Source organism: Prevotella sp. tf2-5, assembly GCF_900115435.1.
Lineage (GTDB): Bacteria > Bacteroidota > Bacteroidia > Bacteroidales > Bacteroidaceae > Prevotella.
In genome coordinates this window covers 12,240-37,833 of record NZ_FOWK01000011.1, presented here as the reverse complement: position 1 = coordinate 37,833, position 25,594 = coordinate 12,240, and the positions used below count along the sequence as shown (strand labels likewise).

Sequence of the window (25,594 nt, the reverse complement as noted above, 5' to 3'; positions counted from 1 at the left end):
ACAATTACTTCTTAATATGATATTTCCCCAATACAGGTATCTCCTTGACAAGTGCGTCAGACAAGAGTCCTGCCACAACATGGGCGCCATATATATTATAATGTGTATTGTCCTGACGACCTTGCGGCAAAGCAGGATGCTCCCCGGGCTTATACCACATGTGGAGTTTCTTAGAGCCCTCCACACCCAGCGACTGCTCCAGGTCATGCGTAATCCTATTGGCATCCACAAAATGTGCGTTCATACGCATTGCCACATCACGAGGAGCTACAGCATAGAGCTTATGGGTATCTATCAGAGAGTCACCCTCCGTTACCTTGGCGCCATCAGCGAAGGTGGTGTTACGCAAAGCCTCGTCATCATCGTTCTTCACCGTCTTCGTAGCGAAGTTACGACGTACGACAGGATTCATGATGACGGGGATGCCACCTTTCTCCCTTGTCTCACGCACAAATCTCGCAAGATTATAGTCGAAGGTGGAACCCGGGTCAGTATGACGGGCAGGCTGTGCCTTCTCGTCATTATGACCAAACTGGATGATGACATAGTCACCGGGACGGATCAGTGACAGCACCTTGTCCCAACGTCCCTCGTCGATAAAGCTCTTAGAGGAACGACCGTTGACGGCATGATTGTCAACCCGTATATAGGTAGAGTCGAAATACTCCTGCAATGCCATCGCCCACCCTCTTTCCGGCGAACCGGTAGAGAGGTCCTTCTTAGCCGCTGTCGAGTCGCCTATCACGAAAATAGTCGTCAGACGGTCCGGCTTCAGAGAGGTCAGTGTCACCAAGACCAGCAATGCCATGAATACCTTTCTCATAACTTGGCTATCAGTTCTTCTGGGGTTACCATCTGTTGCTCACCAGTCTCCATATTCTTGAGAGTGATCTTCCCTTCCTTCATCTCATTCTCTCCAGCGAGGGCGACGAAGGGAATCTGCTTGGCGTTAGCATAACTCATCTGCTTCTTCATCTTGGCAGTATCAGGGTAGATCTCAGCCCGGATGCCTCGCGCGCGAACCTTATTTATAATAGATAGGCAATAAGCAGTCTCTTTCTCTCCGAAGTTGATGAAGAGAACCTGTGTGGCTGTCATAGAGTCCTTCGGATAGAGATCTAACGTGTTGAGGACATCATAGATGCGGTCAGCACCGAAGGAGATACCTACCCCACTCAACCCAGGCATTCCAAAGATACCCGTCAGGTTGTCGTAACGACCGCCACCAGTGATACTACCCATCTCCACGTCCAGAGCCTTCACCTCGAAGATAGCACCCGTATAGTAGTTCAGTCCACGAGCCAGTGTCAGGTCCAGCTGGATCTCATTTCTCAAACCGACAGACTTGAGGACATCCAAGATATACTGCGTCTCCTCGACACCCTTCAGTCCTGTCTCGCTGCCACTAAGCACCTTCGCGATGGTCTGCAGTTTCTCATCATTCGTACCCGACAAGGAAATGATAGGCTGGAGTCTCGTGATCTGATCCTCAGTGAGACCATCCTCACGCAGTTCCGCATTGACATTGTCAATACCAATCTTGTCGAGCTTATCGATGGCGACAGTGATGTCGACAATCTTATCAGCGGCGCCAATGACTTCCGCAATACCAGACAATATCTTACGATTATTGATCTTTATCTGTACACGGATGCCAAAGCGAGTGAAGACAGTGTCCACGATCTGCATCAGCTCCACCTCATTCAGCAGGGAGTCGGAGCCCACCACATCGGCATCACACTGGTAGAACTCACGATAGCGACCCTTCTGGGGACGGTCAGCCCGCCATACAGGTTGTATCTGATAACGCTTGAAAGGCAGTTGTAACTCCTCCCGATGCATCACCACATAACGGGCAAAGGGTACTGTCAGATCGTAACGCAGTCCTTTCTCACAGAGCTTGGCAGCAAGGTGCAGGGAGTTACGTTCCTGTAGTTCCTGTTCTGTCACCTTACTCATGAAGTCTCCACTATTCAGTACTTTGAAGAGCAGCTTATCCCCCTCTTCTCCGTATTTCCCCATCAAGGTCTGCAAGGTCTCCATAGCAGGTGTCTCGATCTGCTGGAACCCATATAAAGCATATACCTCACGAATCGTATTGAAGATATAGTTACGCTTTGCCATCTCGACGGGTCCGAAATCGCGCGTTCCCTTAGGTATACTTGGTTTCTGTGCCATTTACTTTCTTACAATTGTTTGTGCTCTGTCCGGACCGATAGAGATAATCTTAATAGGAGTCTCCAAGAAGTCCTCCAGGAATTTGATATAGTCTTTGAATGCCTGTGGGAACTGCTCCTCACTGGTAAACGATGTCATATCCGTCTTCCATCCCGGGAGTTCCTTGAAGACGGGTTCGATTCCCTCCTCAATATTATATGGGAAATAGTCAATCTCAGTACCATTCTGTTTATAGGCGACACACGCCTTGATCGTATCGAAGTCGTCCAGCACGTCACTCTTCATCATAATCAACTGGGTAACACCGTTCACCATGATAGAGTATTTCAGCGCGATCAAGTCAATCCATCCACAACGGCGCTCACGACCTGTCACAGCACCATACTCATGACCAAGGTCACGAATGCGCTTGCCTGTCTCGTCAAAGAGCTCTGTGGGGAAGGGACCGGCACCGACACGGGTACAATAGGCTTTCATGATACCATAGACATCACCGATCTTGTTAGGACCGATACCTAATCCCGTACAAGCACCCGCACAGATAGTGTTGGAGGAGGTCACGAAGGGATAGGATCCGAAATCGATATCCAGCATCGTACCCTGAGCACCCTCACAGAGAACACTCTTGCCACTCCTCAGCAGATTGTTAATCTCATGCTCGGAATCGACAATGGGGAACTGACGTAAATACGCAATACCCTCCAGCCATTTCTTCTCAACCTCTGTAATGTCGTAGTCAAAGTTCAATGACTTGAGAATCGCTTCATGACGAGCCTTTGCCTTGGCATATTTCTCCTCAAAGTTCTCGAGGATATCACCGACACGCAAACCGTTACGGCTTACTTTATCCGTATAGGTAGGTCCTATTCCCTTTCCTGTCGTTCCCACTTTGTTCTTTCCTTTCTGAGCTTCATAAGCCGCATCCAGGACACGATGGGTAGGCATGATAAGATGAGCCTTCTTGGAAATATGCAGTCTGCTTTTCAACTCATGACCACTTGCCTCCAAGGCTTTCGCCTCCTCCATAAACAAATCGGGAGCCAACACCACACCATTGCCGATGATGTTGACCTTATCACCTTGGAAGATACCGGACGGGATACTGCGAAGCACGTATTTCTGTCCTTCGAACTCCAGTGTGTGTCCCGCATTAGGACCACCTTGGAAACGGGCAACAACATCATACTGTGGTGTCAACACGTCAACCACCTTTCCTTTTCCCTCATCGCCCCACTGTAAGCCCAGCAGGACATCAACTTTTCCTTGATTCATTCTTTGTTCTTATTTTGAGTTTTTGTATTTTTCTCCTTACTTTTCCACTTTGTTATCTTAGCCTGACAGGTACTGCAGATACCATAGATATACAGAGAATAGCCATCCTTGCGGAAACGCTTCAGATGCATGTTGTCTATGGTCTCAGATATCTGTGGGGATTTTATCTCTGTCACTTTTCCACAAACGGTGCATATCTGGTGACTATGACTGTTGTTGTCATAGCATGCCTCATATTTCGTTTGTCCTTGAAAACGGTGGCGTATCACCAATCGTAACTCCATAAATAATTTCAATGTATTATAAAGAGTGGCACGACTGACTGGAAACTTATTCTCCTTGGCGAGATTATCACTAAGTTGCTCAAGGGTAAAATGACCGTTTATATCATAAATCGCATCTAGTATGGCATATCGCTCAGGCGTTTTCCGGTGATTATTCATCTCCAGATAATTCGTCAGAATCTGTCTGACTATTGTCCTTACGCTTTCTTTCATAAATACATTAATACCTAAAACCGCACAAAATTACAATATTTTATTCAGAAAAAGGAATTAATAATTTAAAAAAGTTCTAAATTAAGACTTTTAAGCGCACTTTTAGCCATTCGCTCATAAACGAGTCCCAGTTCCGCAAAGCGTATCATACACTGCATGGCGGCTTTCCTCACACTTATAGCGGGACTTTGCAAAGCTGCCAATGCCTGGTCAATGAACTCATTGATCCCTCTCTCGTTAGGTTTCTGCTTATTCATAAACAAACGAGTCAGTATATGGAACCCACATAATTGATATAACTCTTTCTCGGATGCCATCCATTGGAAAGCTTTCTCTGCGGCAAAGGGAAGATACTGATATAGATTAAAAGCTGCCTGCTCCGCTATCTCCTGTGAGATGGTCTGTTCCATCCAGATGTCTACAATTTCCGGCAGCATTTTCTCTGCCGGCATAATCATCGTAGCGAGGATCTTACATTCCCGCACATCCGCTTTCCAGAGTTCTATGGCAAGATCATAATCTTTCCCTATCTCCCTTGCTTTCTCCTGAAGCATGGGTATCGCAGCCCCCCAGTTAAGTTTGTACTCAACTCCTTTCTCGCGCATGGACTGTGCCGTTTGACCGTCCATCAGCAGGCGGAAAGACTGTTTGATCTCCTTGACTTGCTCTTGAATGTTCTCTCTCATATCAATGTACCATACTCTGTACTATAGCGTAGCATCTGCTCTGCATATCCTTCCGTGTAGTCGACTTTTATATCTGTGATATTACCGAAGGCATCCCTCACCGGTATCAATTTGGGATTGATAAAACCTTTATAGGGTGCCAGGTTCAGACGTTGATAACGTTCCAGTATCTCCTGATGGATAACAGGGTCAATATTGACCGCATATCGCTCCACCAACTGACGTGCCGCTTCGTAATCTCCCTCGCTTTTTATGCGTTGTATCTCTGCCAGGAGTGTCGCGAACAACTGGCGTAGCTCACGATAATCACGAATTCTCACAAAGGTTTTACCGTCTTTTTTTACTAAGGATATGGTGTCCCCGTTCTCGTAACACCAATGGGCGATCAACGCACGGTTCCTCATGTGGGCTTCCTCTATCTGGTTACCGGGTTGTATACGAATCAACTGTGTCAGTAACCCATTCATAATATAGGTGTAGTATTGTGACTGATAAGCTTCGTCGTCTGGAGTCAGTCCAAGTTCCACCAGTTTCTTGTCTGCAATATAATAGAGACCGAAGAGGTCCGCCCGTGCCTCTTCTATCGTATTGCCGTAAGCTTTCAAAGCATCTGGATCCGTACCAGGCAGCAGCTGACCGCTTCCATGCCCAAGACATTCATGCAGGTCTGTATGGAGGTCATCACAGATATCCCCATATTTTTCTATCATCAACAATGTTTCCTTGTCAATGACAAACTCCTCTTTAAAACCATTACCGTGAGCAGCTTTGTTATAAGCGTCAGTGATATTGCTGATCGTGATACTCTTACTTCCATACTCTGCCCTTATCCAGTCTGCATTAGGAAGATTAATGCCGATAGCGGTGGAGGGATACTCGTCGCCTCCCAGCATTGCCGCACATATCACATTGGCGGTGACACCCTTTACTTCTTTTTTGCGGAAACGAGGGTCAACGGGTGAATGATCCTCAAACCATTGGGCGTTCTGACTGATGGTCTGGGTACGTTTGGTCGCTTCCAGGTCTTTGTACTCAACGATACCTTCCCAAGATCCTTTCAATCCCAGAGGGTCACCATAGACCTCAATAAATCCATTTACGAAATCTATCCTCCCCTCATGCTCGCTCACCCATTCTTTACAATAGGTATTAAAACTCTGCAGATCACCCGTCCGGTAATAATTGACTAAATGGTCAATGATACGCTCTTGGTGCTTGTTCTCAGCGAATCGCTTAGCCTCCTCCAACCAATAGACGATTTTTTCTATCGCTTTCGTATATCTTCCACCGACATGCCACACCTCTTCATATATCTGACCATTGTGTTTGACCAAGGTGGAGTTCAGTCCGAAGGAAGGAGGCTCCTCGCCATGATATTGCTCTTTCTGCCGCTGATAGAATTCCTCTGCTTCCTGCTGACTAACATCCTGATAGAAGTTACAGGAGGATGTTGTCACCAAGTCTTCCCCATCATTTTTGTTAACCCGTTTGGGAGCCACTACAGGATCAAAGATCACAGGAAAGAGCTCCTCACAGAGAGCCTCTATCGTCTCATCCTGTCTCAAAGGCAACTTATTAACAGGTATCTGACTGATGACATCCTTGAGATAGTCTTCTGAGAAACCAGGCTGGAATTTTTCGCAACCATAATGGTGATAGATACCATTGGAGAACCATATCCTTTTCAGATAGATCTCCAAAGCTTTGAATTCGTCGGTATCATGGTCGATACCTGTTGTCGTATAGATTGTCTCCAACATCTTACGAATACGCAGATGATGTTTGCCAAACTGGTCAAAAGTGATGTCGCGACCATATAAGGTAGCTTGGGACAATGCATATATATATCGTTTTTGTGACAAAGATAACTGCTCAAAACCAGGTAACTGGTATCTGAGCAGTTGAAGGTCGGCGAAGCGTTCGTCAGAATAATCAAACATACTGTTTTCTCGTTTTAGATTTCGTACGTTTAACCTTTTGAGAAGGATGATTTTCAAAATGTTTCATGCGATACTCACGAGGTGTCATGTTCATGAACTTATAAAAAGAGGCATAGAACGACTGCCGGTTCGCAAAACCGACCATGTCACTCACCTCTTCCATCGTCAGCTCTTGATAGCGCTTGTCCACCATAATGGTCATCGCCTCCTCAATGCGGAACTTGTTCACAAACGACGTGTAGTTCATATGAAACTGAACACTCACCACAGCAGAGATGTATCGGGTGTTGGTACCCAGATCCTCTGCCAGCTTTTTAGCAGAATAATCCTTGTCTTTGTATTTCTTCTGCATGACAATAATGTCAAGGATCCGCCCTTTCAGGTTGTCCATGAGTTGAGGATTAACCAGCGTCCTATACGCTGCTTCCTTTTCCTTCCTTTCAGAAATATTATACTTTGCCATACGAGTAATTAATTGTAACAGAGTGATTATTTTGTTTTTACACTGCAAATATAGTAAAAAAAATCAATATTACACAATTTCTCAACAGTTTTTTTGAAAATATTTATTAATTTTGTTCCCAAAACAACAAAAATGGACCCAAAAACGATTCTAAAAAGCTATTTCGGCTATGATTCCTTTCGCTCAAATCAGGAGGAAATTATCAACACTGTTCTGCAAAAACGTGATTGTCTTGTCTTGATGCCAACAGGAGGTGGTAAAAGTCTATGTTATCAGATTCCCGCAATAGCCATGCAGGGTACCGCTGTTATCATTTCTCCATTAATCAGTCTGATGAAAGACCAAGTGGAGAGTTTGAGGATCAATGGAATTGAGGCTGCCGCATTAAATAGTGGTAATGATTTCAGTGCTGACACGGTCGTCAGAAGGAAATGTCTTGACGGAACACTGAAATTACTCTACATTTCTCCTGAGAAATTATTGGCAGAATCCATGTTTTTGTTAAGAAACATGAACATATCTTTGTTTGCCATTGATGAAGCCCATTGTATTAGTCAGTGGGGACATGACTTCCGTCCTGAGTATACACAGTTGAACATCCTTCACCAAGAGTTTCCTCAAGTTCCTATCGTAGCATTGACGGCTACCGCTGATAAGATTACGCGGAATGATATTATCACACAACTTCAACTACAGGACCCTCAGATATTTATCTCTAGTTTCGATCGTCCCAACCTCAGTCTTACAGTCAAGCGAGGGTACGCCACTAAGGAAAAAGACAATTACATTTTAAACTTCATCAAAGCACGTCCCTTAGAGAGTGGTATCATATATTGTCTTAGTAGAAAAACTACAGAGAAAATAGCTAAATTTCTGAGTGAAAAAGGAATACGTTGTTCTATATATCATGCCGGACTTACACAACACGACAGGGATGTTGCCCAACTGAGGTTTCAGCGTGATGACGTACAGGTCATCTGTGCGACCATCGCTTTTGGTATGGGAATAGACAAAAGTAATGTGCGTTGGGTGATTCATTATAACCTGCCAAAAAGCATTGAGAGTTTTTATCAAGAAATCGGTCGTGCCGGGCGTGACGGAGCCCCTGCTGACACGATCCTGTTCTACTCTCTTGCGGATGTTGTCCAGTTGTCGCAATTCGCCAAGGATAGTGGTCAGAAAGAGATCAATCTCGACAAACTTCATCAAATGCGGAAATATGCGGAATCAAATGTTTGCCGGCGTCGTATTTTGTTAAATTATTTCGGAGAGCAACGTGATTACGATTGTGACAATTGTGATGTATGCGAGAATCCACCACATCGTTTTGACGGTACGGAATATATCCAAATGGCTCTAAGTGCAGTCAAACGTACTGATGAGAGCATACGAACGGCAACAATTGTAGAGATTCTTAAAGGAATAGCTTCCCCTACTGTCAGACGGAAGGGATATAATCAATTGAAAACTTTTGGCGTCGGCAAGGCATTGTCCACCAACGACTGGCAAGACTATCTATTACAGATGTTGCAGATGGGATTCATTGAGATTGCCTACGACCAAAGTAATATCGTGAAGATCACAGACAGCGGCTATGACATCCTATATGGGAGGAAGCGGGCTGAGTTATGTGAGTTAGATCATACTGTAAAAGAAACACTCAAGCCCAAACGTAGGCTGCATTTACAGATTCCCACGATAACAATCCCTGGTCTGCCGGAAACGACAGGTGTGGAGGACAAACAACTTTTCGAGGCACTTCGTACGCTTCGCCGACAGTGTGCTGACGAAGAGAACTTCCCACCCTATATTGTCTTCAGCGACAAGGTGTTGCACTCCCTTGCAATGATTAAGCCTACCACACTAGAGACATTTGGTTACATACAAGGTATAGGGGAATTCAAGAAGCAGAAATACGGACTTCGCTTTATTGCCCTTATTCAGAAGTTTGTATAAGGGGACGCAAGTCTTGCAACTTGATATCCCGTAGGGCATGGAGGTAATTGGAACGAAGTTCCATCGCTTTTCCCCATTTCTCAGAAAACTGTCCAGCCAGATCTAAATTCAATTTCCACTGTCCATAGGACTGTATGCGGTCAATCATCGTCCCTAACGTAAGGTTGTTAATATCCTCTGCTGGCAGAAACCGGGAAGTTTCACCCTTCTCATCACTAGTGAGTTCCACTATTAGCTCCGCATTCATCAATTCCACCAACAGGTCGTTGACAATACGAATAGGGATTCCCGTCTCATAGCGAAGATGTGAGGCAGAATAGGGTTTTCCTCCCTCTGCGAAACGTCGGCAGATACAACTCATCAGCAGGGCACACATCATGACTCGATAGCGATAACTGATCTCGTTGGTATTAGCGTCAAAATCGTAATAATCCAAATATTGGTTCGCATAACAAAGCTCTGCGCCAAACAAACAGATAGTCCATGAGATCTGTACCCAGAGCATAAACAACGGGAGGGCTGCAAACGACCCGTAGATGGCGTTATAGCCAGAGAGGAACATCTGAGAGTGAATATAAAAGAACTGCAGTCCTTGCATGGCGATACCAGCCAGGATACCAGGTATGATCACATGTTTTGCCTTCACATGGGTGTTGGGCATAAAGGTGTAGAGGACGATAAACAACAAGGACATCAGCACATAAGGGCTCAAGTCTATGAGGAAGCGGATAACAGGACCAAGCATCAAATAGTTTGGCATGGAGTCCGCAATCGTCGCCATAAAGATAGAGATACCTGAGGTTACAACGATGATGATGGGAAAGCAGAAAAACATCGCCATATAATCCGTGAACGTACGAAAGATACTGCGAGGTTTTGTCACTTGCCATATTTCATTGAAGGCATCTTCCACATTACTTACCAGCATCAGTACTGTATAAAGCATGAACAACAGACCCACTCCCAGGAAAATACCACTCTTAGTATGGACCAGGTAACTATTTACGAAACCGATGATGGTGTCTGCAGCCTGAGGCTGTGACTTAAATGCGTCCCTGAACCATATCTCGATATATTTACTATATCCAAAGCCACGGGCAATGGCAAAGACAACAGCCACAATCGGTACAATTGCGAGCAATGTGCTATAAGTGAGGGCGGCAGCCCTGGTCATCACTCTCTTTGAGATAAAGAAACGGATGGCTATCACTAATTTTTTCAGGATTTCCACCATCAGGAATGTGACAGGGGACACCTCGTTCTTGGTAATCCTCCACATACCTGTCTCAAAAAAATACGTGATCTTTCTTATAATGTCTGCCATAGTCTTCTCTTTTAAAAAAAAGCACTGCCTCTGTAAGCCGGGTTCTGTCTCTTCCCATACAGGAAGGAGCCTGTCATTTATCTACTCCGCAAGTCACCCTGCGGCTCTAGCATTCTACCCTCCATCGTATTACTCGGACGGGCAGCCCTCAGACGATGGTTTACATGAACTTGCAGCCCCCAGATAGAACAGCCCACTGATCACCCAGTGGCTGGTGGTCTCTTACACCACCTTCTCACCCTTACCCTTGCGGGCGGTTATTTTCTTCTCCCGACACCAACTGTCACCAGCTGCTTCCATTTTCAGAAGTGGGGTGCCCTTTGCTGCCCGGACTTTCCTCTCGTGTTCAACCTATACGGCTGTTGACACCAGCGACAAGCCAAGGCACTGCTTTCTGTTTGCAAAGTTAATAGAAATTAGGTGAAATAGCAAATTTTTTTGTAATTTTGCATCATGAAAACATTCAATATCTATATCTTTGACCTCGACGGCACCTTATTAGACACGCTTCAAGACCTGGCATCCGCAGTTAATTATGCCCTTCGACAATATGGTATGCCTGAGCATTCTCTTGACGATATTCGCCGCTTTGTCGGCAATGGCGTACGGCTGCTGATGGAACGTGCAATTCCAGAAGGAGCCCACCATCCACAATTTGAGGATGTCTTCGCAACTTTCCGGCAGTATTATATGGCACATTCCCTTGATACGACTCGTCCTTACGATCATATTCCTGAATTATTACATCATCTTAAGTCAAATGGATGTCAGTTGGCAGTAGTAAGCAACAAGATGATGGCAGCCACCCAAGAACTCATCCGTCATTTCTTTCCAGAGGTTGACGTGGCGGTTGGCGAACATGAAGAGAGTGGTATCCGTAAAAAACCTGCCCCGGATTTGGTCTATGAGGCATTGCGTCAATTAGGGTACCCTTCTCCCTATTCCTCCCATCTCTCAGCAGTCTACATAGGTGATAGTGAGGTGGATATCCAAACGGCTCACAATGCGGGACTACCTTGCATAAGCGTACTTTGGGGATTCCGTGACCGCCAGTTCCTGGAAGCTCATGGCGCAACTGATTTTATAGAGACCCCTTTGGATCTGATAATAAAATAGAAATCCTCATCATAGTTTATGAGGATTCTTGTCCTTTTATCGTATTTTTTCCCATTACCTTTGGTAATGTGAGATTTATTTAGTAATTTTGCACGTCAAATTAATAATTAGGACTAAATAAAGACAATGAAGAAACCAACAGCAATATTGCTTCTGCACTGTCCCGACCAACAGGGTATCATCTCAGAAGTAACTCGCTTTATTACTGATAATCAAGGGAATATCGTATACCTCGACCAGTATGTAGACAAACAGGACGGCATGTTTTTCATGCGTATCGAATGGGAACTGGAGAATTTCCTGATTCCTCAGGAGAAGATACAAGAATATATCAATACACTTTATGCTCAGCGTTACCAGATGACATGTAAGTTGTATTTCAGTGACAAACGCCCTCGTATGGCAATTTTCGTATCGAAGATGAGTCATTGTCTCTATGACTTACTGGCACGTTGGAAAGCAGGGGAATGGGAAATCGACATTCCTTGTATCGTCAGCAACCATGAAGATCTAAGATATGTTGCTGAGCAGTTTGACATCCCCTACTATGTCTTTAGCATCAAGAAAGACCATTCTAACAAGGCAGAGGTAGAAGCTGCTGAGATGGAACTGCTTAAGAAAAACCAGGTGACTTTCATCGTCCTTGCCCGTTATATGCAGATCATCAGTGACGAGATGATTGCTGCCTATCCCAATCATATCATCAATATCCACCACTCTTTCCTTCCAGCTTTTGTGGGAGCCAAGCCCTATCATCAGGCATGGGAACGTGGTGTCAAGATCATTGGAGCTACCAGCCATTATGTGACGGCAGAACTGGATGCAGGACCAATTATCGAACAGGATGTCACTCGTATCACTCACAAGGATACGCCAGAGAGTCTGGTACTGAAAGGTAAGGACTTGGAGAAAATTGTCTTGTCACATGCCGTCTCCAAGCACATCCAGCGTAAGATATTGACCTATAAGAACAAAACGATTATCTTCAGCTAATGGACGTAGCTATCGTAAAATATAATGCAGGAAACATCTACTCAGTTGTTAATGCTCTTCGTAGATTAGGTATAGACCCTCTGCTGACGGATGATGCAGAACAATTGAGGAAAGCAGACCGTGTGCTTTTTCCCGGACAAGGAGAGGCTCGTGGTGCGATGGATTATCTGAAGGCACGACGACTGGATGAGGTGATCCGAGACCTCAAGCAACCTGTATTCGGTATCTGTGTAGGACAACAGTTGCTCTGTAAGCACTCCGAGGAAGGTGATGTGGATTGCATTGGTGTTTTCGACGCAGAGGTAAAACGTTTCCAGCCCCAGCGCCACGAAGATAAGGTGCCCTGTATGGGATGGAACGTTATTGAGAAGAGAGATAACAAACTCTTTGAGGGCTTGGGAGAGCATCCGTATGTTTATTTCGTACACAGCTATTACGTTCCACTTTGTGCTGATACGGCGGCTGTTGCTGATTATATCCTTCCCTACTCCGCTGCGATGCATCGTGACAATTTCTATGCATGCCAGTTCCACCCCGAGAAGAGTGGTAAGGTGGGTGAGCAAATCATTAAGAATTTCCTCAAACTATGAATTCAATAGAACTGATTCCCGCTATAGATATCATCAACGGTCAGTGTGTACGTCTGACAAAGGGTGACTATAATCAGAAGACCGTCTATAACGACTCTCCGTCACTTGTGGCACATGAGTTTGAGAAGATTGGCTTCAAGCGATTACATGTTGTTGACCTTGATGGTGCGAAATCCAAACATATCGTCAATAGTCAGGCTCTCCATCAAATAACATCCGAGACCCAATTACAGGTGGACTTTGGAGGAGGTATCAAGACGGATGAGGATATTGAGACCGCCTTTGCCAATGGTGCGAAGATGGTGACTGTAGGGTCTATCGCAGTAACGAATCCCGACTTGTTTATCTCGTGGATGGAGAAATATGGGGCAGAGCATATGATTCTTGGTGCTGATGTGCGAAATGGCAAGATCAGTATCAATGGATGGAAGGAGGACTCCACAGAGGACCTGTTACCTTTCCTCCAAAAATATATTGATGCCGGTGTGAGAAACGTGCTGTGTACGGAGATATCTAAAGACGGTACCTTACAGGGACCCGCCATTGAGCTGTATAGCCAGGTTATGGAAGCATACCCTCAGTTGCACCTGATAGCCAGTGGCGGAGTGTCATGTATGGCTGACATACAAGCGTTGGATCAAGCAGGCATTCCCGCAGTCGTCTTTGGCAAGGCTATTTATGAAGGTAAAATTAATTTAAAGGAGTTATGGGACTGGCAAAACGCATAATACCCTGTCTGGATGTAAAAGACGGTGAGACGGTCAAAGGCACGAACTTTGTCAATCTCCGTTCTGCCGGTGACCCTGTAGAACTGGGAAAAGCATATAGTGAGCAAGGTGCTGACGAACTGGTGTTCCTTGATATCACAGCCTCTTATGAAGGCCGCAAGACTTTTACGGAAATGGTTACGAAAGTAGCAGAGACCCTGAATATCCCGTTTACCGTAGGTGGAGGAATTAATGAACTTGCTGACGTGGAACGTCTGTTATATGCTGGTGCTGACAAAGTGAGTGTCAATAGTGCCGCTATCCGTCATCCAGAATTGATAGACCAGATTACGACGCGTTTTGGAAGTCAGGTATGTGTTTGTGCAATTGACGCCCGTCTTGATGAGGACGGCTGGCATTGTTATTTGAAAGGAGGCCGTGAACGGACAGAGCGACAACTCTTCGAATGGGCTCACGAGGTACAAGAGCGTGGAGCTGGTGAGATTCTGTTTACGTCGATGAATCATGATGGAACAAAGAACGGATATGCCAACGAGGCATTGCGCGAACTCGCCGACCACCTTTCTATTCCAATCATTGCCAGTGGCGGTGCCGGGAAGAAAGAGCATTTCCGTGATGTCTTTGTCGAGGGGCACGCTGATGCTGCCTTAGCAGCAAGTGTTTTCCATTTCGGAGAGATTCCTGTGCCTGAACTTAAACAATACTTAACAAGAGAAGGAATTAACGTAAGACTATGAAGATAGATTTCGAGAAAATGGGCGGGCTGGTACCCGCCATCATACAAGATGCGACGACCAAGAATGTGTTAATGTTAGGATTCATGAATGAGGAAGCCTATCAAAAAACGATAGAGACTCGACATGTGACATTTTGGAGTCGTACCCGTCAGGCCCTGTGGACAAAAGGTGAGACTAGCGGACATTTCCTGAATCTCGTCAGTATGCAAATTGATTGCGACAATGACACTCTACTAGTGAAAGCTCATCCCATCGGTCCTACCTGCCATACGGGAACAGACACCTGCTGGGGGGAGGAAAATGACATGAATCCCCTACTCTTCCTGACGGAACTTCAGGACTTCATCAATAAGCGTAAGGAAGAGATGCCAGAAGGTTCTTATACCACCAAACTCTTCCGTGACGGTGTCAATAAGATTGCCCAAAAAGTGGGTGAAGAAGCTCTGGAGACCGTCATAGAGGCGACGAATGGTACGAAAGACCATCTGATTTATGAGGCAAGTGACCTGCTATATCATCTGCTGGTACTCTTAACAGAGAAAGGACTGCGTATCGAGGAGGTGGCAGCAGAGTTGCAAAAACGGCATGATCCCGACTGGGATAAGAAACGCCGTGAAGCCAAAGCAAGTGGAGCCATGAAATAAGATGTAATCAAAATAAGTAAGAGAGATGCTTATAGACTATCAGAAAGCAAATATCTATCAGAAAGATGGAATCCTCGTACTCAAGGAAGTAGACTTCCACGTCAACGAGGGAGAGTTTATATATATTATCGGTCGTGTAGGAGCCGGTAAGAGTACCTTGTTAAAAACCCTCTATTTCGAGTTGGATGTCAATGAGGCAGAGAACGCCTTCGTTCTCAATCATGACCTACGCGGACTGAAACGTAAGTATATCCCTGCCCTCCGTCGACAGATGGGTATTATCTTTCAGGACTTCCAACTGTTAAGCGACCGTACTGTTCATGACAACCTTTCTTTTGTGCTGAAGGCAACAGGATGGAAAGACAAGGACGAGATAGAGGAACGTATCAATGACGTGTTGGAAGATGTGGAGATGCAGGACTATGCCGACCGTTTCCCCCATGAGTTATCTGGTGGTGAGCAACAACGTATCGCCATAGCCCGTGCTATTCTCAACAAGCCAAAAATTATCATCGCTGACGAGCCGACAGGTAATCTCGATCCTGAGACCGCCGCTAATATCATCAGTCTGCTGCGTCACATTACACAGATGGGAACAGCTGTTGTGATGACCACTCATAACATTCCCTTGTTAAAAGATTATCCTGGTATTGTCTATCGTTGTATTGACGGACATGTGGAGGAAATCACCAACGACTATAATAAGATTGCCGCTTACGAGCAAGAGAACGAGCCAGAGGAGATACGTAAGGTAGACTACTCCTCTAGGGAGGATATTTAATGTAGGAAATAAACAAAAAAACATAAACACTATGAAAGTAATGAAGTTTGGCGGTACGTCGGTAGGTTCACCGGCCCGCATGAAAGAAGTAACGAAACTGGTCACCAAGTCTGGCGAACCTGTCTTTGTGGTTTTGTCAGCAATGTCTGGAACAACCAATTCACTGGTTGAGATCTCGGACTACCTTTACAAGAAGAACCCTGAGGGTGCCAACGAGGTTATCAACACACTGGAGAGGAAGTATATGAAGCACATCGAAGAGCTCTACTCCACAGAGGAGATGAAGAACATCACCCGTGACTTCATTGTTGCAGAAATGAACTATCTACGTTCTTTCACTAAGGAACTCTTCACCTCTTTTGAGGAGAAGAGTATCGTGGCACAGGGAGAGATGATGTCTACCAACATGGTTGTTAACTACATGAAAGAGCTTGGTATCAATGCGGTATTACTCAATGCCCTCGATTTCATGCGTACAGATAAGAACTCTGAGCCAGACCCCGCATATATCCGCGAGAAACTCTCTGCTATCATGGAAAAGAATGAGGGACAGCAGGTCTATATTACCCAAGGATTTATCTGCCGTAATGCCTATGGTGAGATTGACAACCTACAACGCGGAGGCTCAGACTATACCGCTTCTTTGATTGGTGCTGCTTTGAATGCGGAGGAGATCCAGATTTGGACGGATATTGATGGTATGCACAATAATGATCCTCGTGTGGTTGACAAGACTTCTCCTGTTCATCAGTTGCATTTCGAGGAGGCTGCTGAGCTTGCCTATTTCGGTGCTAAGATCCTGCATCCTACCTGTGTGCAACCTGCTAAGTACGCCGGAATCCCTGTTCGTTTATTGAACACGATGGATCCTGATGCAGAGGGAACCACAATCAGCAATAGTACAGAATATGGCAAGATCAAGGCTGTGGCTGCTAAAGATAATATCATTGCCATCAAGATCAAGTCCAGTCGTATGTTACTTGCCACAGGTTTCTTACGTAAGGTCTTTGAAATCTTCGAAAGCTACCAGACACCTATAGACATGGTATGTACCTCAGAGGTCGGCGTCTCCATGTCAATTGACAATTCCTCCCACTTAGGAGAGATCGTTGATGAGTTGAAGAAATACGGAACAGTAACAGTTGACACCAACATGTGCATCATCTGTGTCGTCGGTGACCTCGACTGGTCGAATATTGGTTTTGAGACCCTGACAATGGATGCCATGAAGAATATCCCTGTCCGTATGGTCAGCTATGGTGGTTCCAACTACAATATCTCCTTCCTAATTCGTGAGGAAGATAAGAAGCGTGCATTGCAGAGTCTGAGTGACACTTTGTTCAACAAGTAATATATCCACAACACAACACAATGACAAAAGGACAATTTCCAACAGATAAGTTCCAGCAGCTCCAGACACCGTTCTATTATTACGATACGGAGCTGTTGAGAAAGACTTTGCAGACCATCCAGGAAGAGGCAGGTAAGCATGAGGGCTTTGTGGTACACTATGCCGTCAAGGCAAATGCCAATCCTCTTCTGCTCCGTATCATCCGACAGGCAGGTTTCGGAGCCGACTGTGTGAGTGGTGGTGAGATAGAAGCCTCCCTCAAAGCAGGATTCCCTGCTTCGAAAATCGTGTATGCCGGTGTCGGTAAAAGCGACTGGGAGATCAACCTCGGTCTTGATAACGATATCTTCTGTTTTAACGTGGAGAGCATCCCAGAATTGGAGGTCATCAATGAGCTTGCCACAAAGAAAGACAAAGTAGCTCGTGTCGCCTTCCGTTTGAATCCTAATGTGGGAGCCCATACACATGCCAATATCACCACAGGACTTGCCGAAAACAAGTTCGGTATCGCCATGCGTGACATGATGAGCGTCATCGAGGAGGCGACAGGTATGGATCATGTGAAAGTTGTAGGACTCCATTTCCATATTGGTAGTCAGATACTCGACATGAGTGATTTCGAGGCACTCTGTAATCGTATCAATGAACTGCAAAATGAGTTGGAGCGCCATCGTATCATTGTGGAGCATATCAATGTGGGAGGAGGTCTCGGTGTGGATTACCAACATCCTAACCGCATTCCTATCCCAGACTTCAAGGCATATTTCGACACGTATGCTAAGAAGCTCAAGCTACGCCCAGGACAGACCCTCCATTTCGAACTCGGTCGTGCGGTAGTTGCTCAGTGTGGCAGTCTTATCACACGAACCTTATATATAAAGAAAGGAGCATTAAAACAGTTCTGTATCGTGGATGCGGGTTTTACGGACCTCATCCGTCCCGCTCTTTACCAAGCGTACCATAAGATAGAGAACATCACCAGCGAGGAACCTGTTCAGGTTTATGACGTGGTGGGACCTATCTGTGAATCGACGGATGTCTTTGCCAAACAAATCGACCTGAACGGCTGCCGTCGTGGTGACTTGCTGGCGATACGCTCGGCAGGAGCCTATGGTGAGATTATGGCATCACAATATAACTGTCGCCGTCTGCCGCAAGGTTTTACCAGTGATGATATTTAACAATTCAAGATGACAAATAATACTGCGAAGAATACAAACATACAACTGTCTGTCGTGATTGTCGTTCACGATGAGGAGACGGCATTGGAACAGAACCTGCCCCTCTTCCTGCATCAAGAATGTGACACACCCTATGAGGTGATTGTGGTGGATGACTTCTCCACGGACAGGACATCTGATGTCTTGAAACAATTCAAAGAGGAATGCCCTGCCCTGCATATCACCTTCCTGCCGAAGTCGGTACCAAACCCTAGCAGACAACAACTAGCGATGTATATTGGTGCAAAAGCTGCCAAGAGTGACTGGGTTGTCTTTGCCGACATCCATCGTCCACCAACATCCTCAGAATGGATTGATGGACTGGCAAAGGAAACAGTATCGGGAGCCGTAGAGGTTGCTATGATCTTCACAGACCGTAAGAATCCGGAAATCGTGGAGTTTGCCTCATACCAGCATTTGGAGGATGCTATTCCTATCTTACAAAAGACTGAACGGCATTCCGGCAAAGGACATCATGGTATGTTCCTGAAAAGAAGACGTGGTATCTATGATGCTGTCGCTATCCACCGGGACTGTATCTATGAGGCAATACGACAGTATGACCAACATGTCAAGAGTGGTAAACTATTGGCACTGCGCATGCTGGTGTTTTGTAAGAGCTAAGAACAATAGGTTATGAGAATACTTCACTACATACCCAAGGATGACAGCATGATCATTAACTATGTGGACATGTTGTTGAGCAGTATGGGACTGGAGGCAGAGAATATCTTCGCAGACAATGAGATTGCTGCCAAGGAGAAATTGCAGACTCTCCATTTCGACATCCTGCATATCCATGGTTGTTGGTACTATTCCGCCTATCGTATCCTTCATATCGCAATGAAGAATGGAACTCGTATCGTTCTCTCTCCTTATGGACAACTGGAGCCTTGGATCATGGAGGAGAACTATTGGAAAGAGAAGCTCCCCAAAAAGATACTCTTCCAGAAAAGGATTGTTGAAAATGCCTATGCCGTCATCATCCAAGGAAAAATGGAAGAAGAGTGTATCAAGAAACTAGGATGGAGCGATCGTATGGAGATTATCCGTAACCCGATCATTACCCGTTCCATCTCTTCCACTGAGATGGCACAGAAAACATACTTCGTCTATCGGAAAGTCCTCGACAGTCATACGATAGAACTGATGCGTGAACAGACCCTCCATCTCCTTCGTTGTCTCATCAAGGCAGGAATAACGGGTGATAGTCAGTGGGTCACAGAGGACCTGTATCAGTTGAACGATCCAGAGCAGTGGCGATACATCCTAATTTATGCTCATTACGAGAATATCAAAGGGATTGTGCTGCGTGGGGCTCATCTGCTGAACTACCGCATCCCTGATTTAGAGACAGACAATATCCCTTGCTATCTACCGAGAAACTATAACGTACCTAAATCCATACAGGATTCCATCGGTATGCAGTATGCATCAGAGAATGACCGGCTGATGGCAACTTTCAAGCATATCCGCAAACTCATCCTTCACCATCAGCTCACCATCTGTCATTTGTGTGAGATTGACAAGGAACTGCGGGAACATGACGTGGAGGAAGACCATCTCACAGAGACGCTGAAGGAGTCAAAGCTATACAAGACCGCCTGTCGCACCATGCAACTCCTTCATGACTTCACAGGTTTTGACGAGGGCTTTATGCCTGTCACACCCCTTGATGACAGAATTACAAGAAGAATCAGACAACAAATCTATAATCACCTTAAAATATGAACCAGACTACTACTAACCTGAGCCGTGATATGCACTACCTGCAACTGCTTTCCAACTCCTTCCCGACGATAGCAGCTGCATCGACAGAAATCATCAACCTGGAGGCAATCCTCAATCTTCCAAAGGGTACAGAGCATTTCCTTGCTGACCTGCATGGGGAAAGTGAGGCTTTCCTGCATGTGTTGAAGAACGCCTCTGGTAATATTAAACGTAAGGTCACGGAACTTTTTGCCGGTGACATCCGTGACAAAGAACGCAGGGAGTTGTGTACACTCATCTATTACCCTGAGCAGAAAATAGAACTCATCAAGGCTGCTGAACCAGATATCGAAGACTGGTATCATATCACCATCCACCGGCTCGTTGCCGTATGTCGTGATGTCAGTAGCAAATATACTCGCTCAAAAGTGCGTAAGTCCCTGCCGGAGGAATTCGGCTATATCATCGAGGAGTTGTTACATGAGCGGACTGATGATACAGATAAGGCGGCGTATGTCAGTGTGATCGTCGATACGATAATATCCACAGGACGTGCTGATGACTTCATCATCGCTTTGTGTAATGTCATCCAGCGACTAGCCATCGACCAACTGCATATCTTAGGAGATATCTATGATCGCGGCTCTGGTGCTCATATCATCCTCGACACCATGCGACAGTATCACTCCTGGGACATCCAATGGGGCAATCACGACATCCTGTGGATGGGAGCCTGTGCAGGTAATGACGCTTGTATCTGTAATGTGCTGCGTCTCTCTCTCCGTTATGCCAATCTTGCTACACTTGAGGAGGGCTATGGTATCAACCTCGTCCCTCTTGCCACCTTTGCTATGGATGTTTATGGGGATGACCGTTGTGAGGAATTTATCCCCATACTCCTGAAAGGAAATTCTCTTGATGAGAAGACCATGCGCCTGACAGCACAGATGCACAAGGCAATTACCGTCATTCAGTTCAAGACGGAGGCACAGATCTTCAAACGTCGTCCTCAATGGCAGATGGAAGACCGTTGTCTTTTGGAGGCTGTCAACTATGAGAAAGGCATTTGTACTATTGGTAGTAAAGATTATGAGATGACATCATGCCATTTCCCGACGATTGACCCTGCCGATCCCAGTCAGCTAACCCCTGAGGAGGAACTACTCATGCAAAAGCTACATCATAGCTTCCGTGTCTGTGAGAAACTGCGTAAACACATGAAAATGTTACTCTCTCATGGCTGTATGTATCTTATCAGCAACCATAACTTGCTCTTCCATGCATCATGCCCGTTAAATGCAGACGGTAGTCTGAAAGAAGTGGAGATATATCCTGGAAAACGATATACAGGAAAAGACCTGATGCACAATATCGGTATGATGATCCGTGCCGCCTTTACCAGTGACACAGAGTCGGAGATGCGCCAGTATGCCAAAGACTTCTTCCTGTACCTCTGGTGCGGCAAGGACTCTCCATTGTTCGATAAGTCGAAGATGGCAACTTTTGAGCGTTATTTCCTGACAGACAAGGATACTTACAAAGAGGAAAAAGGCTATTATTTCCAATTGCGTGACTCTGAGGAGATATGTGACCGCATCCTTGATGCTTTTGAAGTCAAAGGACCTAATCGTCATATCATCAACGGACATGTCCCCGTACATGCCTCAAAGGGTGAGAATCCTATCAAGGCTAATGGAAAACTGATGGTTATCGACGGAGGATTCTCTGAGGCATATCATCATGAGACGGGCATTGCAGGATACACATTAGTGTACCACAGCCGCGGTTTTCAACTTGTACAGCACGAGCCGTTCAAGAGTGCTACGGAAGCCATTCAAAAAGGGACGGACATCAAGTCTAGTACCCAACTCGTGGAACTCTCTGCACATCGTATGTTGGTGGCTGACACTGACAAGGGTGACGAACTCCGTTCACAGATAGAAGACCTTCGTGAGTTGCTCTACGCCTACCGTCATGGTATCTTGAAAGAGAAGAAATGAAACATCGAGTCATCATTGCCTTAGGGTCGTGCCAGCAACAGGCTGTCCATATCCAATGGGCATCCGAACGGCTTATCAATCTGTTGGACGGCTGTCTGTTAAGTCGTCGGTTATGGACTGCCGATATAAAAGGCTCGGGCAAATGGTACATGAACAGGCTTGCTGTAGGAATGACGGATCTGTCAACGGATGACCTGCAGGCTTTGTTGAAAGAGATGGAGGCTGTGACAGGACGAACGAAAACAATGGTGACCATCGACCTTGACTTGATGCAGTATGACGAGGAGCGTTATCATGAGAAAGACTGGCAACGCCCTTATGTTCAAAATATTATCCATGATATCCTATGAAGAAATACCTTCTCCTATTAATGACGCTCTTCTCGTTGAGTGTACAGGCTCAGGACTTTGAGCAGTTTTTTTCCGACAGCACCCTTCGCCTCGACTATATCTTTGCAGGTGATGTCAACCAACAGTATATCTATGTCGACCAGCTCTCAAAGAGTCACCGCTGGTATGGACGCAGACATCGTTTGGCAGAGCTGCCTCTGGCTGGCAATGGTCAGATTACCGTCTTCGACAAAATGACGGGCATCGTGATCTATCGCCATTCTTTCTCAACCCTCTTCCAAGAGTGGCTTGCTACGGATGAGGCGAAGCATACCAAGAAGTCGTTCGAGAATGTGTTTCTCATCCCCTATCCCCAACAACCGGTCCGCATCAAAGTGGAGCTACGTGACTACCATGATAAGGTCACTGCCGAATTGGTGCATGAGGTAGATCCAAAAGATATTCTGATACGACAACTACAACGGAAGAAAGAGGCACCATATATCACACTCCAACAGGCTGCCGATACCACCTGTTGTATCCATATCGCATATGTCGCAGAGGGATATACAGCAGAACAGATGGATCAGTATTTAGACGACTGCCACGTGGCAATGGAGGCACTCTTTGAACATGAACCATTTAAGACCTTACGCAACCGGTTCAATGTTATCGCTCTTTGCTCACCCTCTCATGACAGTGATGTCAGTCAACCGGGCAAAGGCATTTGGAGAAATACTGCCTTAGCCTCCCATTTCGACACGTTTTATATGACTCGCTATTTGACGACCTTGCATTTGAAACAGCTTCACGACTGGCTTGCAGGGACTCCCTATGAGCATATCATCGTACTGGCAAACACTGCCCATTACGGGGGTGGCGGCATCTATAACTCTTATAACCTGAGTTATACTCGTGGAAAGCATTTCCGCCCCGTCGTTGTCCATGAGTTCGGACATTCCTTCGGTGGGTTGGGTGACGAGTATCCTTATGGCGACAGTGACCCGATGTATTTCGCAGACACAGAGCCGTGGGAGCCTAACCTGACGACGACAACGAAGAATCCTGCCAAATGGCAGAATCTGATAGATGCCGGGAAAGCTGGACTCATTGAGGGAGGCGGTTATCTCTCTAAGGGTGTCTGGCGCGGACAAGAGGATTGCAGGATGCGTACCAATGAGCATCCCGACTTCTGTCCTGTCTGTCAACAGGCACTCACAAAACTCATCAATTTTTATACGGTTCGTTGACGGACTGCCTCAAACAAGAGAATAGCTGCCGACACACTGACATTCAGAGAGTCGAGTTTGCCCAGCATAGGAATACGGATATGTGCTGTGGCTACCTGACGCCACTGATCAGTTAGTCCTGTTGCCTCTGTCCCCATTACGATAGCAGTACCCTTCCGCATGTCTGTATCATAATACAGATGGGAGTCCTGTAATTGTGCGGTCAGAATCTGTATGTTACGCTCTTGCAGGAAACGGATACATTCCTCTGACGTACAGGCAACAGTGGGAACGGTAAAGACAGCACCAATACTACTTCGTATCAGATTGGGGTTGTAAAGGTCTGTCAAAGGGTCACAAACAATAACGGCATCTGCTTTGGCAGCATCAGCGGAACGAAGGACAGCCCCCAGGTTACCAGGTTTCTCTACCCTTTCCAATATCATCAGCAACGGATGAGCAGGCAACCGCAGGTCATTCAGCGTCTGGGACTTGGTACGGATGATGGCGACGACTCCTTCCGTCGTTCCACGATAGGCTATTTTCTCATACACAGCAGGTGTCACCAGTACAGCATCTTGTGGCATATTGTCCTGATACAATTCAGGACATACGAAAGGGGTCACCATTTCATAGCCACCCTCCATACAATGCTGTAGCTCACGCTTCCCCTCCACCACAAACACACCTTGTTTGCGACGCTCCGAGGATTTCTGTTGCAACAGCAGCAGTTGTTTGATCCTCGGATTCTGCATACTCGATATTGTATCTCCTATCATGCCTGCAAAATTACAAAGAAGTGAGTAAAAAACCAAATATTTTATTTTACTTTCTTCATAAACAATTCTAATAATAACGACTGATGATTTGAAATCGAATAAAAATGATTAACTTTGCCGCATCGAAACAACGAAAGGTTAACTGATGGCTTGGAAACGGAAATATCGCTGTAAGGCATGTGGGTATGAGGCTGAGGTGTATGAGGGGCATGGCTTGTTCCGTCAACAAATCATAGCAATGTCGTGCCCAGACTGCAAGACGATCCAGAATATCGTTGTGGGAGGTATCATAGCCGATGTGGCACCATCCTATAGAAGTGAGGCTGGTCGACTGTGCTTGCAATGTGGCAGCGACCAAATCAGAAGATGGGATTTACGGACCTGTCCCAAATGTCAGGGAGAAATGACAGATACTGGAGAAAAGGAGTTCTGGACATGAAATTATTTTGAGAATTTAAGATGTGTGCAATGTGTGAGAAGGTAGTCGTACACGAAATCGAAATCCTCTGTGTTGACGTAGACACGATTCTTCTCAAAGCGCTCATTTACCTTTATGAGATTCATCCTTCTGCATGAGACCAAGCGCTCAACATGGGCAAGAGTGGAGGTCATGGACAGACGTGACTGAGCCAGTACACCAGTGCCCACTGCTCCCGGCCGTCCCGATGCTAAACCAGCCAATATCGTCAATGCACCGATGAGTTGACCTTTCTTCACCGTGTTAGGCATCTGCTGGTGTACCACTTCTTTCTCATCCATGATGAAAAGCACTGCATATTTCCATCCAGAGATGGCCGCATACACAAAATAACCGATCAGTCCCAAAACGAGCATCACCAAAGCGACGATACCTAATGTCGAAGCCATTCCGATGAGCATGTCAACATCCCAATCGCCATCAAAAACGGCAATGACAACAAACAACAGGACAAGGATTCCCATACTGATTCCCAACACCTTCAACACATCAAAAAGGATAGAGAAGTTGGTCAGCATATTCACTTCATATACCCACCGGTATTTCCCATCAGGGTATAGTCGTACGTGTTCATTAACATCGTTTTTCATTTT

The 25,594-nt window shown here is 45.8% G+C and carries 26 protein-coding genes and 1 other RNA gene; 16 read left to right on the top strand and 11 right to left on the bottom strand.

The features are described from left to right. Positions 1-4: 4 nt before the first annotated feature. The 7 genes from BM257_RS11480 to BM257_RS11450 all read right to left on the bottom strand — a co-directional run bounded on the left by BM257_RS11480 (position 5) and on the right by BM257_RS11450 (position 7,036). Positions 5-823, bottom strand: a complete 819-nt coding sequence (locus tag BM257_RS11480) for a rhamnogalacturonan acetylesterase (protein WP_092072690.1) — start codon at positions 821-823, stop codon at positions 5-7. Then, on the bottom strand, positions 820-2,178 hold the full coding sequence (hisS, locus tag BM257_RS11475) for a histidine--tRNA ligase (protein WP_092072687.1): 1,359 nt from the start codon (positions 2,176-2,178) through the stop codon (positions 820-822). The genes BM257_RS11480 and hisS overlap by 4 nt, the downstream gene beginning before the upstream one ends. Then, positions 2,179-3,450, bottom strand: coding sequence for an adenylosuccinate synthase (locus BM257_RS11470; protein WP_092072684.1), 1,272 nt, complete (start codon positions 3,448-3,450; stop codon positions 2,179-2,181). After that, the gene (locus tag BM257_RS11465) at positions 3,447-3,947 is read right to left on the bottom strand and encodes a Fur family transcriptional regulator (RefSeq protein WP_092072681.1); all 501 of its coding nucleotides are present in this window, start codon (positions 3,945-3,947) and stop codon (positions 3,447-3,449) included. Before BM257_RS11465 ends, BM257_RS11470 begins: the two co-directional genes overlap by 4 nt. Before the next feature lie 65 nt (positions 3,948-4,012). Beyond that, positions 4,013-4,633: a DNA alkylation repair protein gene (locus BM257_RS11460; RefSeq protein WP_092072678.1), complete on the bottom strand. Its 621-nt coding sequence runs from the start codon at positions 4,631-4,633 to the stop codon at positions 4,013-4,015. Continuing rightward, complete coding sequence (locus tag BM257_RS11455; RefSeq protein ID WP_092072675.1) at positions 4,630-6,573, bottom strand: dipeptidyl-peptidase 3 family protein; 1,944 nt, start codon at positions 6,571-6,573, stop codon at positions 4,630-4,632. The genes BM257_RS11460 and BM257_RS11455 overlap by 4 nt, the downstream gene beginning before the upstream one ends. Beyond that, positions 6,566-7,036, bottom strand: a complete 471-nt coding sequence (locus tag BM257_RS11450; protein ID WP_092072672.1) for a helix-turn-helix domain-containing protein — start codon at positions 7,034-7,036, stop codon at positions 6,566-6,568. Before BM257_RS11450 ends, BM257_RS11455 begins: the two co-directional genes overlap by 8 nt. A 132-nt stretch (positions 7,037-7,168) precedes the next feature. On the opposite strand from BM257_RS11450, the gene recQ reads away from it, so the two are divergent. Then, positions 7,169-8,992, top strand: coding sequence for a DNA helicase RecQ (recQ, locus tag BM257_RS11445; RefSeq protein WP_092072669.1), 1,824 nt, complete (start codon positions 7,169-7,171; stop codon positions 8,990-8,992). Here recQ and BM257_RS11440 read toward each other — a convergent pair. Then, positions 8,973-10,316, bottom strand: coding sequence for a YihY/virulence factor BrkB family protein (locus tag BM257_RS11440; RefSeq protein ID WP_092072666.1), 1,344 nt, complete (start codon positions 10,314-10,316; stop codon positions 8,973-8,975). The genes recQ and BM257_RS11440 overlap by 20 nt on opposite strands. A 17-nt stretch (positions 10,317-10,333) precedes the next feature. Continuing rightward, positions 10,334-10,707: RNase P RNA component class A (gene rnpB / locus BM257_RS11435), an RNA gene on the bottom strand. Positions 10,708-10,769: 62 nt separating this feature from the next. On the opposite strand from rnpB, the gene BM257_RS11430 reads away from it, so the two are divergent. The 14 genes from BM257_RS11430 to BM257_RS11365 all read left to right on the top strand — a co-directional run bounded on the left by BM257_RS11430 (position 10,770) and on the right by BM257_RS11365 (position 23,765). Beyond that, positions 10,770-11,432, top strand: a complete 663-nt coding sequence (locus BM257_RS11430; RefSeq protein ID WP_092072663.1) for an HAD family hydrolase — start codon at positions 10,770-10,772, stop codon at positions 11,430-11,432. A gap of 126 nt (positions 11,433-11,558) precedes the next feature. Beyond that, positions 11,559-12,425, top strand: a complete 867-nt coding sequence (purU, locus tag BM257_RS11425) for a formyltetrahydrofolate deformylase (protein ID WP_092072660.1) — start codon at positions 11,559-11,561, stop codon at positions 12,423-12,425. After that, complete coding sequence (gene hisH, locus BM257_RS11420; RefSeq protein WP_092072658.1) at positions 12,425-13,015, top strand: imidazole glycerol phosphate synthase subunit HisH; 591 nt, start codon at positions 12,425-12,427, stop codon at positions 13,013-13,015. The genes purU and hisH overlap by 1 nt, the downstream gene beginning before the upstream one ends. Then, a complete protein-coding gene (gene hisA, locus BM257_RS11415; RefSeq protein ID WP_092072654.1) occupies positions 13,012-13,743 on the top strand; it encodes a 1-(5-phosphoribosyl)-5-[(5-phosphoribosylamino)methylideneamino]imidazole-4-carboxamide isomerase in 732 nt (243 codons plus the stop codon). The genes hisH and hisA overlap by 4 nt, the downstream gene beginning before the upstream one ends. After that, entirely contained in the window at positions 13,722-14,480 is a 759-nt protein-coding gene (gene hisF / locus BM257_RS11410) for an imidazole glycerol phosphate synthase subunit HisF (protein ID WP_092072650.1), read from the top strand. The genes hisA and hisF overlap by 22 nt, the downstream gene beginning before the upstream one ends. Further along, the gene (hisIE, locus tag BM257_RS11405) at positions 14,477-15,124 is read left to right on the top strand and encodes a bifunctional phosphoribosyl-AMP cyclohydrolase/phosphoribosyl-ATP diphosphatase HisIE (protein ID WP_092072647.1); all 648 of its coding nucleotides are present in this window, start codon (positions 14,477-14,479) and stop codon (positions 15,122-15,124) included. Before hisF ends, hisIE begins: the two co-directional genes overlap by 4 nt. A gap of 25 nt (positions 15,125-15,149) precedes the next feature. Then, positions 15,150-15,905: a cell division ATP-binding protein FtsE gene (locus BM257_RS11400; RefSeq protein ID WP_092072644.1), complete on the top strand. Its 756-nt coding sequence runs from the start codon at positions 15,150-15,152 to the stop codon at positions 15,903-15,905. Positions 15,906-15,936: 31 nt separating this feature from the next. Continuing rightward, entirely contained in the window at positions 15,937-17,256 is a 1,320-nt protein-coding gene (locus tag BM257_RS11395) for an aspartate kinase (RefSeq protein ID WP_092072641.1), read from the top strand. Between the two features lie 20 nt (positions 17,257-17,276). Further along, positions 17,277-18,437: a diaminopimelate decarboxylase gene (gene lysA / locus BM257_RS11390; protein WP_092072639.1), complete on the top strand. Its 1,161-nt coding sequence runs from the start codon at positions 17,277-17,279 to the stop codon at positions 18,435-18,437. A gap of 9 nt (positions 18,438-18,446) precedes the next feature. Beyond that, positions 18,447-19,100 carry a glycosyltransferase family 2 protein gene (locus tag BM257_RS11385; RefSeq protein WP_092072636.1) on the top strand — a complete coding sequence of 218 codons (654 nt, stop codon included), beginning with the start codon at positions 18,447-18,449 and terminating at the stop codon, positions 19,098-19,100. 12 nt (positions 19,101-19,112) lie between these two features. Further along, positions 19,113-20,207, top strand: coding sequence for a glycosyltransferase family protein (locus tag BM257_RS11380; protein WP_092072633.1), 1,095 nt, complete (start codon positions 19,113-19,115; stop codon positions 20,205-20,207). Then, positions 20,204-22,186, top strand: coding sequence for a fructose-1,6-bisphosphatase (locus tag BM257_RS11375; RefSeq protein ID WP_092072630.1), 1,983 nt, complete (start codon positions 20,204-20,206; stop codon positions 22,184-22,186). Before BM257_RS11380 ends, BM257_RS11375 begins: the two co-directional genes overlap by 4 nt. Then, positions 22,183-22,536, top strand: a complete 354-nt coding sequence (locus BM257_RS11370; RefSeq protein ID WP_092072627.1) for a 2-amino-4-hydroxy-6-hydroxymethyldihydropteridine diphosphokinase — start codon at positions 22,183-22,185, stop codon at positions 22,534-22,536. Before BM257_RS11375 ends, BM257_RS11370 begins: the two co-directional genes overlap by 4 nt. Next, entirely contained in the window at positions 22,533-23,765 is a 1,233-nt protein-coding gene (locus BM257_RS11365) for a M64 family metallopeptidase (protein ID WP_092072624.1), read from the top strand. Before BM257_RS11370 ends, BM257_RS11365 begins: the two co-directional genes overlap by 4 nt. On the opposite strand, the gene BM257_RS11360 is transcribed toward BM257_RS11365, so the two are convergent. Then, positions 23,750-24,523: a TrmH family RNA methyltransferase gene (locus BM257_RS11360; RefSeq protein WP_092072621.1), complete on the bottom strand. Its 774-nt coding sequence runs from the start codon at positions 24,521-24,523 to the stop codon at positions 23,750-23,752. The two genes, BM257_RS11365 and BM257_RS11360, sit on opposite strands and share 16 nt — an antisense overlap. Positions 24,524-24,668: 145 nt before the next feature. Here BM257_RS11360 and BM257_RS11355 point away from each other — a divergent pair, with 145 nt between their 5' ends. Then, a complete protein-coding gene (locus BM257_RS11355) occupies positions 24,669-24,962 on the top strand; it encodes a hypothetical protein (protein ID WP_092072618.1) in 294 nt (97 codons plus the stop codon). Between the two features lie 2 nt (positions 24,963-24,964). Here BM257_RS11355 and BM257_RS11350 read toward each other — a convergent pair whose 3' ends face one another. Further along, a complete protein-coding gene (locus BM257_RS11350; protein WP_143096841.1) occupies positions 24,965-25,591 on the bottom strand; it encodes a hypothetical protein in 627 nt (208 codons plus the stop codon). Positions 25,592-25,594 lie beyond the last annotated feature (3 nt).

Bases quoted from the DNA above. Each gene is read 5' to 3' on its own strand.
- BM257_RS11465 (WP_092072681.1), bottom strand. From the start codon at position 3,947: ATGAAAGAAAGCGTAAGGACAATAGTCAGACAGATTCTGACGAATTAT.
- BM257_RS11480 (WP_092072690.1), bottom strand. From the start codon at position 823: ATGAGAAAGGTATTCATGGCATTGCTGGTCTTGGTGACACTGACCTCT.
- BM257_RS11400 (WP_092072644.1), top strand. From the start codon at position 15,150: ATGCTTATAGACTATCAGAAAGCAAATATCTATCAGAAAGATGGAATC.
- recQ (WP_092072669.1), top strand. From the start codon at position 7,169: ATGGACCCAAAAACGATTCTAAAAAGCTATTTCGGCTATGATTCCTTT.
- BM257_RS11375 (WP_092072630.1), top strand. From the start codon at position 20,204: ATGAACCAGACTACTACTAACCTGAGCCGTGATATGCACTACCTGCAA.
- hisA (WP_092072654.1), top strand. From the start codon at position 13,012: ATGAATTCAATAGAACTGATTCCCGCTATAGATATCATCAACGGTCAG.
- BM257_RS11385 (WP_092072636.1), top strand. From the start codon at position 18,447: ATGACAAATAATACTGCGAAGAATACAAACATACAACTGTCTGTCGTG.
- BM257_RS11395 (WP_092072641.1), top strand. From the start codon at position 15,937: ATGAAAGTAATGAAGTTTGGCGGTACGTCGGTAGGTTCACCGGCCCGC.
- hisIE (WP_092072647.1), top strand. From the start codon at position 14,477: ATGAAGATAGATTTCGAGAAAATGGGCGGGCTGGTACCCGCCATCATA.
- BM257_RS11365 (WP_092072624.1), top strand. From the start codon at position 22,533: ATGAAGAAATACCTTCTCCTATTAATGACGCTCTTCTCGTTGAGTGTA.
- lysA (WP_092072639.1), top strand. From the start codon at position 17,277: ATGACAAAAGGACAATTTCCAACAGATAAGTTCCAGCAGCTCCAGACA.
- BM257_RS11460 (WP_092072678.1), bottom strand. From the start codon at position 4,633: ATGAGAGAGAACATTCAAGAGCAAGTCAAGGAGATCAAACAGTCTTTC.
- hisF (WP_092072650.1), top strand. From the start codon at position 13,722: ATGGGACTGGCAAAACGCATAATACCCTGTCTGGATGTAAAAGACGGT.
- hisH (WP_092072658.1), top strand. From the start codon at position 12,425: ATGGACGTAGCTATCGTAAAATATAATGCAGGAAACATCTACTCAGTT.
- hisS (WP_092072687.1), bottom strand. From the start codon at position 2,178: ATGGCACAGAAACCAAGTATACCTAAGGGAACGCGCGATTTCGGACCC.
- BM257_RS11380 (WP_092072633.1), top strand. From the start codon at position 19,113: ATGAGAATACTTCACTACATACCCAAGGATGACAGCATGATCATTAAC.
- purU (WP_092072660.1), top strand. From the start codon at position 11,559: ATGAAGAAACCAACAGCAATATTGCTTCTGCACTGTCCCGACCAACAG.
- BM257_RS11355 (WP_092072618.1), top strand. From the start codon at position 24,669: ATGGCTTGGAAACGGAAATATCGCTGTAAGGCATGTGGGTATGAGGCT.
- BM257_RS11370 (WP_092072627.1), top strand. From the start codon at position 22,183: ATGAAACATCGAGTCATCATTGCCTTAGGGTCGTGCCAGCAACAGGCT.
- BM257_RS11430 (WP_092072663.1), top strand. From the start codon at position 10,770: ATGAAAACATTCAATATCTATATCTTTGACCTCGACGGCACCTTATTA.
- BM257_RS11360 (WP_092072621.1), bottom strand. From the start codon at position 24,523: ATGATAGGAGATACAATATCGAGTATGCAGAATCCGAGGATCAAACAA.
- BM257_RS11440 (WP_092072666.1), bottom strand. From the start codon at position 10,316: ATGGCAGACATTATAAGAAAGATCACGTATTTTTTTGAGACAGGTATG.
- BM257_RS11350 (WP_143096841.1), bottom strand. From the start codon at position 25,591: ATGAAAAACGATGTTAATGAACACGTACGACTATACCCTGATGGGAAA.
- BM257_RS11470 (WP_092072684.1), bottom strand. From the start codon at position 3,450: ATGAATCAAGGAAAAGTTGATGTCCTGCTGGGCTTACAGTGGGGCGAT.
- BM257_RS11455 (WP_092072675.1), bottom strand. From the start codon at position 6,573: ATGTTTGATTATTCTGACGAACGCTTCGCCGACCTTCAACTGCTCAGA.
- BM257_RS11450 (WP_092072672.1), bottom strand. From the start codon at position 7,036: ATGGCAAAGTATAATATTTCTGAAAGGAAGGAAAAGGAAGCAGCGTAT.